The sequence below is a fragment of the Bacillus sp. ISO11 genome (genome assembly GCF_003458115.1).
In the GTDB taxonomy this organism is placed as follows: Bacteria; Bacillota; Bacilli; order Bacillales; family Bacillaceae_G; genus Bacillus_A; species Bacillus_A cereus.
Genome location: NZ_QXCO01000036.1, coordinates 13482 through 27696 on the forward strand (window position 1 = coordinate 13482; position 14215 = coordinate 27696).

The window sequence follows — 14215 nt, forward strand, 5'->3', positions numbered from 1 at the left end:
TCTTGTATACAAAATGTGTTGGTTTTCGACTTGAAACCTTTTTTTGCTGTACATGTCCTGCTATAATAGATGGGTGATGAAGCAGGGGTTGTAAAGAATGTACTCTTATTGTAACCGCATTGCGTTCTTCTATAATTAGAAATTTTTGTGTAACGGAGGAGTTTTTTCATGGATAAGAAAATCGAAGTACTATCAACGACGCGTATTAAATATTCGTCGGATTTGTATAAAATTGTTGATAGTTTAAATCGTACGTTAAAAGAGCAGGACCTCATGTTCGGACTAGCATTAGACGAAAAAGATAAAGAAACAGCTGTATTTACGATTTACAGAACGTAGTGATACAATGAAAAAGTGGATCTTTGCAATCATTATTGTTATCGTTGCTAGCGGAATATATGGGGCGTATGTTTATAATAAAGCGATGGGAAAGAAAATTCCAAAAGAGTCGAAATTTGTAGAAATTGCTAAAGAAAAAGCAAAGCTTACAAAGGTGAAATCTGTTGATTATTACAACGGAAAATCTGCATATATAGTCGTGCAAGGTACAGATGAAAAGGGAGAACAACTTATCGTTTGGGTGCCTGAGAAAAAAGGGGATACTGTAGTAAGGAAAAAGAGCGAAGGTATTTCTGAAAAAGAGGCTATACAAAGAACAATAGAGCAAGTCGGCAATGAAAGTAAGGAATCAAAAAGTAAGCCGAAAGAGATTATGAAAGTGAAATTAGGCTTTGAAAATGATGTACCACTATGGGAAGTTACATATATTGATGATGACAATCGTTATAGTTATTACTATCTTGAATTTAAAGATGGAAAATTTTTAAGACGATATAGCATTGAAAAATAGATGTAGGGGGAACTACAAATGAAATTAGCAAAGCGAGTAGCTGCTTTAACACCGTCTTCAACTTTAGAAATTACAGCAAAGGCACAAGCATTAAAAGCAGAGGGTCATGATGTAATTGCATTAGGGGCAGGGGAACCTGACTTTAATACACCAGAGCATATTATGGATGCTGCACATAAAGCGATGTTAGAAGGGCATACGAAGTATACACCAACAGGTGGATTACAATCGTTAAAACAAGAAATTGTGAAGAAATTTACTCGCGATCAAGGTATTGCGTATGATCCATCTGAAATTATTGTATGTAATGGTGCAAAGCATGCATTATATACATTATTCCAAGTATTACTTGATGAGGGAGATGAAGTTATCATCCCAACTCCTTACTGGGTAAGCTATCCAGAGCAAGTAAAGCTTGCTGGCGGTAAGCCGGTTTATGTAGAAGGTTTAGAAGACAATGAGTACAAAATTACAGCAAAGCAGCTGCGTGAGGCAATTACAGAGAAAACGAAAGCAGTTATTATTAATTCACCGAGCAATCCAACAGGAATGATTTATAGCAAAGAAGAATTACAACAGCTTGGAGAAGTATGTTTAGAACATGATATTTTAATCGTTTCTGATGAAATTTATGAAAAATTAATTTATGGTGGCGTAGAATATACTTCAATTGCCCAGCTTTCTAATGCATTAAAAGAACAAACACTTATTATTAATGGTGTATCTAAATCTCATTCTATGACAGGATGGCGTATTGGATATGCTGCAGGAAATAAGCAGCTTATTAAAGCGATGACGAACTTAGCAAGTCATAGTACGTCAAACCCTACTTCAATCGCTCAATACGGCGCAATTGCGGCATACGCAGGCTCACAAGAACCTGTGGAAACAATGCGCCAAGCCTTTGAAGAGAGATTAAACATCATTTATGATAAATTAATTCAAATTCCTGGCTTTACTTGTATTAAACCGCAAGGTGCATTTTACTTATTCCCTAACGTAAAAGAAGCTGTAGCTTTATCAGGATATGCAACAGTTGATGATTGGGCAAAAGCTCTATTAGAAGAGGAAAAAGTGGCTCTTGTACCAGGTACAGGATTTGGTGCTCCAAATAATGTTCGTTTATCATATGCGACATCTCTTGAACAAGTAGAGAAAGCATTAGAGCGCATCCATACATTTATGAAAAGTAAAGTGCAAGCTTAATTTTATATTTCATTCATGTAATATAAAAAACCTCCCTATTAATGGGGAGGTTTTTTTGACGGATTGTGGCAAAAAGAAATAGCTAAAGGTGTGTTATACTAGAGAGCGAGGTGTTTGGTGATGAAAAAGAAAATGATGTTACAGTGGTTTGAGCAGGGAAGCATTGCAATTCCAAAATTGCTTATGATGCATTATAAAAAATTAGGTTTAAATGAGACGGAATTTATGGTTGTACTTCATGTACACACATTTTTAGAATCAGGTAATTCGTTTCCGACTCCTTCAGAGATTTCTGAACGGATGACGATAACGGAAATGAAATGTATGGAAGTAATTCAGGCGTTGATTCAAAAAGGTTTTTTATCACTAGAAGGTGGACAAAGATCAGAAGCGATGATGTGCGAAAGTTATTCTTTACAACCGTTATGGGAAAAAATATTACATTTCTTAATGGATGAATCAATAGAGGAAGAGCAAAAAGAAAAAAAACAGCTACAAGTAAATTTATATACAGTATTTGAAAAAGAATTTGGAAGACCACTTTCGCCGTTCGAATGTGAAACGTTAGGGATGTGGGAGGACCAAGATCAACATCATCCAAATTTAATTCAAGCGGCTCTTAGAGAAGCTGTAATGAGTGGAAAACTAAATTTCCGATATATTGATCGTATTTTATTTGAGTGGAAAAAGAATGGAATTAAAACGGTAGATCAGGCTCAAAATCAAGGTCAAAAATTTAGAGCGAATCAACAAAGGGCACAACAAATGACAAAACAAGAGACGAAATTTACTGGAAAAGTGCCTTTTTATAATTGGTTGGAGCAGTAATATAGGAGGAAGTATATGTTAAATAAAACACAAATTCGCTATTGTTTAGACACAATGGCGGATATGTATCCAGAAGCACATTGTGAATTGGTTCATGATAATCCATTTGAACTTGTAATCGCGGTGGCGTTATCTGCACAATGTACGGATGTACTTGTAAATAAAGTGACAAGAAATTTATTTCAAAAATATAAAACACCAGAAGATTATTTAAGTGTTTCTCTAGAAGAATTACAACAAGATATACGCTCTATCGGATTGTATAGAAATAAAGCAAAAAACATTCAAAAATTATGCCGAATGTTATTAGATGACTATAATGGAGAAGTACCGAACGATCGAGATGAACTTACGAAATTACCAGGTGTAGGAAGGAAAACAGCGAATGTTGTAGTTTCCGTAGCGTTTGGAATTCCGGCAATTGCTGTTGATACACATGTGGAGCGAGTGAGTAAACGATTAGCTATGTGTAGATGGAAAGACTCTGTGTTAGAAGTAGAAAAAACATTAATGAAGAAAGTACCAATGGATGAGTGGGGAGTTACACATCATCGTATGATTTTCTTTGGACGTTATCATTGTAAAGCACAACGACCGCAATGTGAGGAATGCAGACTGTTAGAAGTATGTCGTGAAGGAAAGAAGCGAATGAAGGTGAAATAAAGGATGGAACGAGTTATAGAAATACCGAAAGAATTTCACTGTTTACCATTTTTTAAAGAAAGTGTAAATTTAATTAAGTATCATACAGACAATTCTTTTGAAGAGATAATACAAAATACTTACTTTATATTTGATATTGAAAGACAGTATGAGCCATGGAAGGAAATTGAAAACAGCATTCCAGTGATGTTGAATGTATGGAAAAATAAGCATGAAGACATTGCTATACTGTTTCGAAATAGAAATAAGCAAGAGGCTGAGGGACCAATGATTCTTTTTTCAGCTCACTTGTTATCGGTTGTCTATTGGCTAAATGAACAACCTGTTCATAGTTTGAATGAAATGCAAATAAATACGAATAAATTAAAAGTGCAACCTGTTAATTTTATGGAAAGGTATTCATTTATTATAAAGAAACCGAGTAATTATCATTCTTATATTCAATTAGCGCAGTTGTATATCGAAATAGAAAAGCTGTATGTAAAGAAAATGATAACAAAAAAGAAGTCCGCTTCTCGTTAAGAGAAACGGACTTCTTTTTTTGTATATTAGGACTCTGTTGTAACAACAGCACCGTCTGCGTGAGGTGTATCTCCTCCGGGATTTTGGTGTTGCTGTTCTTGTTGTTTCTTAGCCTCTTCTTCAGCTTTTTTCTTGGCCTCTTCTTCAGCTTTCTTCTTAGCTTCTTCATCAGCTTTTTTCTTAGCTTCTTCATCGGCTTTCTTTTGAGCTTCTTCTTGCTGTTTGCGTTGTTGTTCTTGTTGTTGCTGTTGTTGCTGCTGTTGCTGCTGTTGTTCTTGTTGTTTCTTAGCTTCTTCATCAGCTTTTTTCTTAGCTTCTTCTTGTTTTACTTTATCTTCATTAGCTTTTTTCTGGGCTTCCTCATCAGCTTTTTTCTTAGCTTCTTCATCGGCCTTTTTCTTAGCCTCTTCATCAGCTTTTTTCGCATCTGGAGTTCCGCCAGGCGCAGTGAAAGATGCACCAACTGCTGGGCTTGTTCCAGTGCCTTTTTTCGCTACTACAGAGAAGCTGTAAGTAACACCTGGTTTAATACCACCAAGAGTAGCTGTCGTACCACTTATTGATAGGCTACCACTTGAACCGTCAGTTGCTTTATAGCTGGCTGCATATGCATCAACTTCTGCTGGTCCAGACCAGTTTAGTGTAACTGTGCTAGCGCCATCAAAAGTGACATTCAGACCACTAGGGGCATCTACTTTAATTTGTTTAATTGCATCTTTTTTCGCACCTTTTACGTATAACTCTCCGTTTATTTCTTGTACAGAAGAAGGACGTTCAAAGCGTGATTTATCTGTAGCGAATTTGCTCATCATTACTTGGAACATTTGCTGTGCAATTCTAGTGGAGCGATCGCTAACATAATTTTTTGGACCATCTTTTTCGTAACCGGTCCAAACAGCCATTGTGTATTGTGGCGTATATCCAGCAAACCAGCTATCTCTGTTTGCATCAGCTGGGATGTCATATTTTTGAAGAACTGATTCATCAAAGTTTTGTGTTCCTGTTTTACCTGCTACGTCAACACCTGAAACGTATGCTGTTGGACCTGTACCACCAGAACCAGGTTTTACTACGTCACGAAGAACGTCAGTAACCATATAAGCTGTATAGTCTTGCATTGCGCGATGTTCTTTAGGTTTAAAGCTTTTCTTTTTCCCGTCCGGGAAGGTTACTTCTTTTACGAAGTGTGGTTTATTATAGTTACCACTATTACCAAAGGTTGCATATGCACCTGCTACTTCTAATGGAGAACTATCGTTACTACCGATTGCTGTTGATTCGTAGACTTTTCCTTCTTTAAAGGTCATGCCTAAACCTTCAGCAAATTCTTTTGACTTATTAAGACCAACTGTTTGTGCTGTCTTTAAAGCTGGAATGTTTAATGACTTTTTCAAAGCTTCACGTAGTGAAACGTCACCTTTGTAACTCTTTGTTGCATTTTGTATTTTCTTACCATTGGAATACGTATACTCTGAGTCGTTTAATTGATGGTATGTAGACCATTGTAAATTTTCAATTGCCGGACCGTAGTCGAAAATTGGTTTCATTGTTGAACCAACTTGGCGTTTTAAATCAGTTGCCATATTATGACCTTTGAAAGTAGACTTACTTTCTTTACGTCCAGCACCAATTGCTCGAACTTCTCCAGACTGTGTATCCATAAATACGAATGACCCTTGGAATTGATCGTCCGGATACTTAATAAGATTGCCATCCATAATTTTGTCGGCGTAATCTTGAGCATCTTGATCAAGTGTTGTATGAATCGTTAAACCATCTGAACCGATATTTACATCAGGATATTCTTTTTCAACTTCTTTTACAACCGCATCTAAAAATGCTTGATACTTCATCTCAGTTACTTCTGAAGACGGTTGAAGGCCCTCAGTTACTGGAATCTTAACGGCGTTATTCATTTCTTCTTTTGTTATATAACCATGTCGATTCATTAATGATAATACGACATTACGACGATTTGTTGCTCGTTCAACATTTTCCTTTTTTGTTGGATCATAAATGTTTGGACCTTGGGGTAAACCAGCGAGCATAGCAGCTTCATGTAATTGCAAGTCTTTTAAATCTTTACCATAATATTTTTGCGCTGCTGTCGCAATACCGTATGAACGGTTACCTAAATTAATCTTATTTAAGTACATTTCTAAAATCTCATGTTTAGAGTATTGTTGCTCTAATTTGTAAGATAAGTACCATTCTTGCACTTTTCTTTTAGCAGTTTTGTCCATCGTTAGAAAGTAGTTTTTAACGACTTGCTGTGTAATCGTACTACCACCTTGGGAACCGAAACCACCAGTGACATTTTCCATAACTGCTTTTGTAGTTCGTTTAAAATCAATTCCATTATGATCATAGAAACGCGAATCCTCAGTTGCAAGAAATGCATTTTCAACTACTTTTGGAATTTGATCATAAGTAACATGTGTTCGTTTTTCAGCACCGTATTCATAGAAGAAATTTCCGTTTTTATCGAGAAACTTTGTTGATAAAGGATTAACAAGTTTGGATTTGTCTAATTTTGGAGCGTCCTTTACCATAACAAAGAAAGCGGAAACGCCGGCTACAAGACCAACGATACCAAGAAGTAGACAACCTATAAGGAATTTCTTGAAAAAGGAGCCTTTTTTCTTTGGTTTTTCTTCTTTATGTGTTTTTTTCTCTTGATTTTTCACATGATTTCGTTCTGTACGAGAACGATAATTATCTGACATTATACTTTCTCCTACCTTTCATTCTCTCCCCCAAAAGTCGAAAAAAGAGCCTTAGTGATGACTCTATCACGAAAAATAAACCATGTCTAGTACACGGATATAGTCAATCCGAGGGTGATAACCGCATGATAATAAGGATCCATGCTCTTCTATTTCTTCTTTCGTAATCGACTTGCGTCCACCAGTATTTTGACGATTCCAAAATGCAATAATATGTTTTGCATCTAGTAAATAAAATTCATCAAAAAGTGTAAATTTAATAATAACAAATGCAATTCCATTATGAGCAACGACTTGCTTCATATGTTCAATTTGATGAAGGTGGAAGTTTTGAAGTGGGAAACTAGTTTTATTTTTGGTTTCCTTTGCTTCAAAATCGATGTATTTCCCTTTGTATACACCGTTGTAATCTGTTGTAGAAGGTTGTTTAAAATACGCTTCTTTTACCACTGCAGCACTTCGAGCGGGGTAATCTACTTTTACAATTTGAAGAGGTGTAGGCTTTTTATGTACACATGCAATATTATGGGTTAAGTAATATTGATTTGTTTCATTCAATTCCTCTTCAAGGGACATACCTCTATTACTATAAGTATGTGTTTTTATAGGTGTTTTTTGAGGTTGTGAAGCTTGATTATACCTTTTTCCATTTGGGTAACGAATGGTCATAGTGTGTCCACCCCCAACTTGCTAAGAATTACTTACAAAGGTGATTATATCAAAAAATGAAAAAAGATGTGACCTTTTTGATGAAAGGTATGATGACTTATTTATGTTTACATGGAATGATTATATGAAAATTAAACAAAATCGAGAAAAAAATTTTTGTACAGAGGAAGAAAAAGCAATCATTCACAATATTAAAAAGAAAACAGAAATAGCTAATGTGGACAATATTTCTCGGACACAATCTTATCAAGAATATTATTTAAGAAATAGTGAAGTCAGGTGGGCCTTTTTAGCGAGTATGGTTTCGAGAAATGCGGGCTGGAATATGACTGATTTAGAAGGGAGATATTATGCTACTGTTTTACCTAGAACGGTAAAAAAACATTTATTTCTTCTGTACGAACAGGCTAATTGGATTATTTTTTTAGATGCATTTCCTCAGCTATTATTGTATGAGGAAAGTAAGAAGAGACATGCACCTCTCTTTCATTTGTTGCAATACTTCAACGTATCAATTTTTATGGAAAAAGAATGGTTACTTTTCTGGGAAAGAAGAGATATGAATAGACTTATGACAGCGCTTATTATAAATGAACAAAATAAAATTCAAAAACCAGTCATTGAGAACACATATTTTAAAAAACATGTATTCCATACTGCACTTTTTAAAGTACAAGAAAGACTTCATATTAGTGCAGTTATCTTCCCAACAATTGAAGGGAGAATGTATGGGTTTTCGGTTTATCAATTTGAAACGTTACAACAGCGTATAGAACTAGGAAAAAAATTAGCATGGTTATTGTTTCATCCAATTTATAATGGTTCGTTTTATAAGTTTGCACTGCAAACTACACATACTGGGTCTAGAGAAGATTATGAAGTTTACGCAAAGGAAACTCGAAAGTCTTATACGCCAACACTTAGAGATATTTATCCTGTTATTTTACATGAAGAAATAAAAATGAGAGATTGGTTTTGTGCAAATATGAAAATGAATGTGCTATTTGTACTTGAAGAACCTAAAGGGGAAGTTAATATAACAGAATGGTATAGAAGAAAGAGAGAACAAATCTATAGGCTATCTATCGTAAACCGTTTTGCTAAAAGGATCGATGAGTTCATGATATAATAAAAAAGAAGTCCCGTCTTCCATTTTGAAGACGGGACTTCTTAATTTGAAAAAATTCTGCTATGCGTGCTACAACTTTAATTTCAAAACGTAATGCTAGTAGGAGATTAAGGATGATTTGAAATTTAAATGTTCGTAATAAAGTCTCGCTTTATGTAGCAGGGAAGTTTGGACCATCTAGCTTTGGATTGCCAGTCTCGGGTTTATTTTGTTGTTTGTTTTGGTTTTTCTTTTTTTCATTTTTGTTCTTTGCCATTGTAATACACCTCCTTTTTGTATTGTTACCATTTCTATAAATGACATACGAAATGATTTCTTTGACGAATAACAACTAGTTTTGTCATGTGGGCAGGAGTGGTGAATCATCCGGCGAAATTACATGACAAAGGAAAAGCAAAGAAGGAGGCGTTTTGTATATGGCGATGGTTCAGAAGGAAGATGTAATGAAAAAAATGGATCAAATGTTAAGTTCTCTCGATTTGCTGGAAATGAATATAGGGATTAGAATGAATCATGCATTAAAGGATGCGAGTGAAAAAATATGTAATAAGATAGAAATAACAGAAATGCATATTGAACATATGGAAAATAAATTAGTGCATCACGAAGAAAAAGGGAATTGGGTGAAGACATTTCAAAACGTCGTAGTGAGTGCATAATAAGGTGGGAAAGAAATGAAGAATGAAGCATTAATACAGTCTTCAGAAAAACTCATGCAGTATAATAATGAAGCGAATGTAAAAAAAAGAGAACTAACTGAATACGACTTTTATAAGGATATGAAACCGTTTGTAGATATGGTAGATGAGGAATTAAAGAAGTGGAAAGAATTAGCTTATACGTGGATTAAAGAAGAAAAGCCAAAGTATATACATGTACAGCAAATTGATCAAGTATACGATAATTTACAAACGAATGTGTTGCAATGCTTTGTAAATAAAGGTAAAGGTAAACGATTCTTTGAAACACACCAAGCCATTTCGTATACTTTGCAAAATATAGTTGAGCAATGTAAATAACAAGAGGGAGAGCCCTCTTGTTATTTTTATGCTTCTGTCATTGTTGTAGGTTTTGTTGCGCCGTTTATTTCTAATTCTTTTATTAATGTTCGATAATCTGATATGCATATTTTTCCTTCGAGATACCAATGTCTCGCAAAGTCTAATAATTCATTTGCATTCTCTGTGCAATACCCCTTTTTTTGAGAAAACGCTTGTTTTAAATCCCCTAATACCATGTTGATTCCTCCCCCATGAGAATCTTCTTCTTAATTATCATAGCATGGAAGGGTTTTCTTTTTTAATTTTTTAAAAATTTAAACTTCCGACAAAAATAGACATATATTCCATCACACATATTATTTTATAGGTACATATTATATATGTAGAAACTTATGTGAAGGAGGAGAGAATGCATGTTTCAACAACCTAACGTATATCAGCAAACGAATCCATATGCACAGCAAAATATGTACCAATATAATACGGATACATATTTACGGTATAATATGTATCCTTTCGAGCCTTATTATGGAAATCAAAATTATTATCAACCGTTTGAAGTGTCCTTTATGAATCAAGCTCAACAACCACAACAGCAGCAACCTTATGTGAATCAAGCTCAACAATCACAAGCTCAGCAACCATACATGAATCAACCACAGCAGCAGCCTTATATGAATTCGCAATATTATATGCCACCACCATCGCCGTATGCTAATCAACAAGCGATGTTTTATCCACCAAAACAACCGTACCCGACGCAGGGTAAGCAAAAGCAACAACAGCCAAGCCAGTTTTCTAGTTTTGTTTCTCAATTTAAAACATCAGATGGTAACTATGATGTAAATAAAATGATGAATACAGCTGGACAAATGATGAATGCGATGAATCAAGTGACAGGTATTGTAAAGCAAGTTGGAGGCTTTTTTGGTAAGTGATGTTGAAGGATTGTCTATAAAAACAATGTAAATGAAATAAAGGACTAGACAAATTTCCTTGTAATAAATGGGTATATATAACAAACGGCTTTCTCTCTTTTCTCATACTGTAAAGTGTAATCAGATTTTTTTAACGAGAGAGGAGAGAAAAAACTATGCATCATTGTCATCCTTGCTTTGGAGGGCATAAGCCTACAGGACCTATTTGTACGACTGCTCCTGTCATTCATCCGACGAAACAATGCGTAACACACTCTTTTTCAACAACGGTGGTGCCACACATTTTCCCAACACATACAACACATGTACATCATCAACAAATTAAAAACCAAAACTTCTTCCCACAAACAAATTCAAATGTAAATGTTGTGGACCCAATCGACCCAGGATTCGGTGGCGGATGTGGACCGTGTGGTCATGGACATCATGGACATCACGTATCACCATTTGGTCCAGGACCAAATGTATCTCCGTTTGGACCAAACGTATCACCATTCGGTCCAAATATCGGACCAAACGTTGGTGGAATGTTTAAAAAGTAAATGATATGTTAGAACTAGCGAAATGCTAGTTCTTTTTTTGTAATTGGAGTGTTGATATGAAAGTTATTGCAGTAACAGGATATAAGCCATTTGAACTTGGAATATTTAAAAATGATCATCCAGGGGTGGAGTGTATAAAGAAAGCGTTACACCGTAAATTAACCAATTTTGTAGAAGATGGTTTAGAGTGGGTTATAATAAGTGGCCAATTAGGTGTAGAATTATGGGCTGCTGAAGTTGTTTTTGAAATTCAAGTAGAATATCCAGATTTAAAATTAGCGGTATTCACTCCGTTTTTAGAACAAGAAGAAAATTGGAAAGAAGATAATCGTGAATATTACGAATTTATCCTTTCTCAAGCAGACCATGTTGATAGTATCACGAAACGGAAGTATGAAAGTCCAGAGCAATTTAAATTAAAAAATCAATTTTTTATTGAAAAAAGTGATGCGCTTTTAGCGGTATACGATGAAGAAAAACCAGGAAGTCCCAAATATATTGTAGAAGCAGCAAAGAAAAAAGGAGAAATAGAAAATTATCACAGTTATTTCATTCTTTTTTCTGATTTACAAGATATAATAGAAGAGGAACAGTGGAATAATGCAGAGTAAATATGTAATATAGTACTCGTATATATGATTGACAAAAAGCATTGTTTCTGAAAAAATTTAGTTAATGAAAGTTTTGGTAAAAATTTGAGGTGAAGAAAATGATTTCGGATAAAATTAAATTAACAGCGAAAGATATTTTAGAAAAAGAATTTAAAACAGGTATGAGAGGTTATCAGCAAGAAGAAGTAGACAAGTTTCTTGATATGATCATTAAAGACTATGAAGCTTTCCACAAAGAGTTTGAGCAATTAAAGCAACAAAATGCTCGTTTAAAGCGTGAATTAGAGGAACAAAAACTAGCAGTAACGCAAGTTCCACAACAACCTGTACAAACACCAGTTGCACAACCAGTTTATAACAACACGAATACGGATATTTTAAAACGCTTATCTAACTTAGAAAAAGCTGTATTTGGAAGTAAGTTATACGAATGATGTAAGGTGGGAAAAGGTTTAAGCATTTTACATAGAAAAAAACGTTGCAAAATCTTTTTGTTTCCACTATACTAATGGATGTCATAACGTTTGGGTAATCGCTGCAACGCCAACGTTGTAGAGGAAAGTCCATGCTCGCACGGCCTGAGATGGCTGTAGTGTTCGTGCCTAGCCAATTCATAAGCTAGGGTATTCTGGCTGTAAGGCTGGTTTAACGGCAGGGAAAAAACCTAAGTCCTTTCGGATATGGTTTGACTACCTTTAAAGTGCCACAGTGACGAAGTCCTTGAAGAAATGATAGGAGTGGAACGAGGTAAACCCCACGAGCGAGAAACCCAAATAATGGTAGGGGAATCTTTTCCAAGGAAATGAACGACGGGAAAGGACAGGTTTTATAACCTGTAGATAGATGATTGCCACCGGAGTACGAGGCGTGGGCCGTTTGTAGTACAAAGGAACAGAACATGGCTTACAGAACGTTATGAACCAACTATGAAATAACTCAGCTCTCCTTTGTTAGAGGAGGGCTTTTTATTTGTATGAAGTTATAAAGTATGAGTTAAAATGGTTAATGAGAAAATTTTTCGTAAAATGTAATGATTAATAGGACCAATTGCTATTAATTATTGTTTGAATATACATAAGAGGTGAATGCAAATGGGAAAAGTTACTTTAATTGCAACAGCGGCAATGGGTATTGAAGCGTTAGTTGCCCGAGAAGTTCGTGATCTTGGTTATGAATGTCAAGTAGAAAACAGCAAAGTAACATTTGAAGCAGATGAAAAGGCGATTTGTCGCACGAATTTATGGTTACGTACTGCGGACCGTGTAAAAATTAAAGTTGGCGAATTTAAAGCAACAACATTTGATGAGCTATTTGAAAAAACGAAAGCATTAAACTGGGGAGATTATATTCCAGAGAATGGCGAATTCCCTGTTATCGGAAAATCTTTAAAATCTGAATTATTCAGTGTTTCGGATTGCCAACGTATCGTTAAAAAAGCTGTCGTTGAAAAATTAAAAACAACATATAAACGTACAACTTGGTTTGAAGAAGATGGTCCGTTATTCCGTATCGAGATTGCAATGCTAAAGGATATTGCAACATTAACAATTGATGCGAGCGGTGTTGGACTTCATAAACGTGGATACCGTATGGATCAAGGGGAAGCTCCGTTAAAAGAAACATTAGCTGCGTCTTTAATTAAATTAACAAACTGGAAGCCAGATCGTCCATTTGTTGATCCATTCTGTGGATCAGGTACAATTCCGATTGAAGCAGCATTAATTGGACAAAACATTGCACCAGGATTTAACCGTGGTTTCGCATCTGACGAGTGGGGCTGGGTAGGTAAACAAAACTGGCGTGAAGCTCGTCAAGAAGCTGAAGATTTAGCGAACTATGATCAACAATTACAAATCATTGGATCCGATATTGATCATCGTATGATTCGAGTTGCTCAAGATAACGCAGAAGAAGTAGGCTTGGGCGATTTAATTACATTTAAACAAATGCAAGTAAAAGATTTCACAACAAAAGAGGATTATGGCTACGTTGTAACGAATCCTCCATACGGAGAACGTTTAAGTGAAAAAGCACTCGTTGAACAACTGTACAAAGAAATGGGACAAGTATTCCGCCCATTAGATACATGGTCAGCGTATGTATTAACAAGCTACGAAGCATTTGAGAAGTGTTACGGAAAAGATGCGTCGAAGAAACGTAAACTGTTTAACGGATTTATCCGTACAGATTACTATCAGTACTTCGGAAAACGTCCACCGCGTAATTCATAGTATAAAACTCCTCCAGCGCGCATATACTGGCTATTATGTAATGCGTAAAGGAGGAAGTGATATGGATAATTTCCAATTATCAATGATTCAAAAAGCTATTCACCGTACGTATGATGAGCTCGGAAAAGAAGTGGATAGTCAAGATGCGATTGTAGATGAAATACAAAAAGCACAAGAAGAATATTTGTCAGCTCTTTCACATGAAACAGCGATTGATAAAAGGTATTTAAAGTCATTAATATAGAAGAAAATTTTCCTTTTTCGAAAGGAAAATTTTTTTTCGTGTATTTATATGTATG

General features: G+C 35.3%; 19 protein-coding genes and 1 other RNA gene. 16 read left to right on the top strand and 4 right to left on the bottom strand.

All coding sequences use genetic code 11. The features are described 5' to 3' along the window. The first annotated feature begins 168 nt into the window (after positions 1 to 168). The 6 genes from D1166_RS26170 (at position 169) to D1166_RS26195 (ending at position 4069) form a co-directional block, all read left to right on the top strand. Positions 169 to 339: a YpmA family protein gene (locus D1166_RS26170; protein ID WP_000358352.1), complete on the top strand. Its 171-nt coding sequence runs from the start codon at positions 169 to 171 to the stop codon at positions 337 to 339. Between the two features lie 7 nt (positions 340 to 346). Beyond that, positions 347 to 850, top strand: a complete 504-nt coding sequence (locus D1166_RS26175) for a cell wall elongation regulator TseB-like domain-containing protein (RefSeq protein ID WP_000758739.1) — start codon at positions 347 to 349, stop codon at positions 848 to 850. Positions 851 to 868: 18 nt separating this feature from the next. Next, complete coding sequence (gene aspB / locus D1166_RS26180; protein ID WP_000761560.1) at positions 869 to 2056, top strand: aspartate transaminase AspB; 1188 nt, start codon at positions 869 to 871, stop codon at positions 2054 to 2056. 120 nt (positions 2057 to 2176) lie between these two features. Further along, on the top strand, positions 2177 to 2884 hold the full coding sequence (gene dnaD / locus D1166_RS26185; protein ID WP_000728542.1) for a DNA replication protein DnaD: 708 nt from the start codon (positions 2177 to 2179) through the stop codon (positions 2882 to 2884). Positions 2885 to 2899: 15 nt separating this feature from the next. Continuing rightward, positions 2900 to 3547, top strand: coding sequence for an endonuclease III (nth, locus tag D1166_RS26190; protein ID WP_000933034.1), 648 nt, complete (start codon positions 2900 to 2902; stop codon positions 3545 to 3547). Between the two features lie 3 nt (positions 3548 to 3550). Next, positions 3551 to 4069, top strand: a complete 519-nt coding sequence (locus D1166_RS26195) for a YpoC family protein (protein WP_000442653.1) — start codon at positions 3551 to 3553, stop codon at positions 4067 to 4069. A 26-nt stretch (positions 4070 to 4095) separates the two neighbouring features. Here the strand turns inward: D1166_RS26195 and D1166_RS26200 are convergent, their stop codons facing one another. Both D1166_RS26200 and recU read right to left on the bottom strand, forming a co-directional pair. Then, positions 4096 to 6795 (bottom strand): PBP1A family penicillin-binding protein, encoded by a 2700-nt coding sequence (locus D1166_RS26200; RefSeq protein ID WP_118043484.1) that lies wholly within the window; start codon positions 6793 to 6795, stop codon positions 4096 to 4098. Positions 6796 to 6861: 66 nt separating this feature from the next. Continuing rightward, entirely contained in the window at positions 6862 to 7464 is a 603-nt protein-coding gene (gene recU, locus D1166_RS26205; protein ID WP_000155598.1) for a Holliday junction resolvase RecU, read from the bottom strand. A gap of 103 nt (positions 7465 to 7567) precedes the next feature. Here recU and D1166_RS26210 point away from each other — a divergent pair, with 103 nt between their 5' ends. Then, positions 7568 to 8593 carry a DUF2515 domain-containing protein gene (locus D1166_RS26210; RefSeq protein WP_097855627.1) on the top strand — a complete coding sequence of 342 codons (1026 nt, stop codon included), beginning with the start codon at positions 7568 to 7570 and terminating at the stop codon, positions 8591 to 8593. A 151-nt stretch (positions 8594 to 8744) separates the two neighbouring features. Here D1166_RS26210 and D1166_RS32210 read toward each other — a convergent pair whose 3' ends face one another. Continuing rightward, positions 8745 to 8924, bottom strand: coding sequence for a hypothetical protein (locus D1166_RS32210; RefSeq protein ID WP_001987054.1), 180 nt, complete (start codon positions 8922 to 8924; stop codon positions 8745 to 8747). A gap of 85 nt (positions 8925 to 9009) precedes the next feature. Between D1166_RS32210 and D1166_RS26215 the strand changes: the two genes are divergently transcribed. Then, positions 9010 to 9252, top strand: coding sequence for a hypothetical protein (locus D1166_RS26215; RefSeq protein WP_001252036.1), 243 nt, complete (start codon positions 9010 to 9012; stop codon positions 9250 to 9252). A gap of 15 nt (positions 9253 to 9267) precedes the next feature. Then, positions 9268 to 9612, top strand: a complete 345-nt coding sequence (locus D1166_RS26220; protein WP_000786940.1) for a YppE family protein — start codon at positions 9268 to 9270, stop codon at positions 9610 to 9612. 26 nt (positions 9613 to 9638) lie between these two features. Here the strand turns inward: D1166_RS26220 and D1166_RS26225 are convergent, their stop codons facing one another. Next, complete coding sequence (locus D1166_RS26225; protein WP_000242652.1) at positions 9639 to 9830, bottom strand: YppF family protein; 192 nt, start codon at positions 9828 to 9830, stop codon at positions 9639 to 9641. 177 nt (positions 9831 to 10007) lie between these two features. Here D1166_RS26225 and D1166_RS26230 point away from each other — a divergent pair, with 177 nt between their 5' ends. The 7 genes from D1166_RS26230 (at position 10008) to D1166_RS26260 (ending at position 14160) form a co-directional block, all read left to right on the top strand. Beyond that, positions 10008 to 10532 carry a YppG family protein gene (locus D1166_RS26230; protein ID WP_000487626.1) on the top strand — a complete coding sequence of 175 codons (525 nt, stop codon included), beginning with the start codon at positions 10008 to 10010 and terminating at the stop codon, positions 10530 to 10532. Between the two features lie 155 nt (positions 10533 to 10687). After that, complete coding sequence (locus D1166_RS26235) at positions 10688 to 11074, top strand: CotD family spore coat protein (protein ID WP_097861726.1); 387 nt, start codon at positions 10688 to 10690, stop codon at positions 11072 to 11074. Positions 11075 to 11130: 56 nt separating this feature from the next. Then, positions 11131 to 11685 carry an SLOG family protein gene (locus tag D1166_RS26240; protein ID WP_000862912.1) on the top strand — a complete coding sequence of 185 codons (555 nt, stop codon included), beginning with the start codon at positions 11131 to 11133 and terminating at the stop codon, positions 11683 to 11685. Positions 11686 to 11783: 98 nt separating this feature from the next. After that, complete coding sequence (gene gpsB / locus D1166_RS26245; protein ID WP_000622431.1) at positions 11784 to 12119, top strand: cell division regulator GpsB; 336 nt, start codon at positions 11784 to 11786, stop codon at positions 12117 to 12119. Between the two features lie 86 nt (positions 12120 to 12205). Next, an RNA gene (rnpB, locus tag D1166_RS26250) (RNase P RNA component class B) lies at positions 12206 to 12596 on the top strand. A 180-nt stretch (positions 12597 to 12776) separates the two neighbouring features. Next, positions 12777 to 13916: a THUMP domain-containing class I SAM-dependent RNA methyltransferase gene (locus D1166_RS26255; RefSeq protein WP_000521223.1), complete on the top strand. Its 1140-nt coding sequence runs from the start codon at positions 12777 to 12779 to the stop codon at positions 13914 to 13916. Positions 13917 to 13977: 61 nt separating this feature from the next. After that, positions 13978 to 14160: a DUF3921 family protein gene (locus D1166_RS26260; protein WP_000368569.1), complete on the top strand. Its 183-nt coding sequence runs from the start codon at positions 13978 to 13980 to the stop codon at positions 14158 to 14160. The last annotated feature ends 55 nt before the right edge of the window (positions 14161 to 14215 follow it).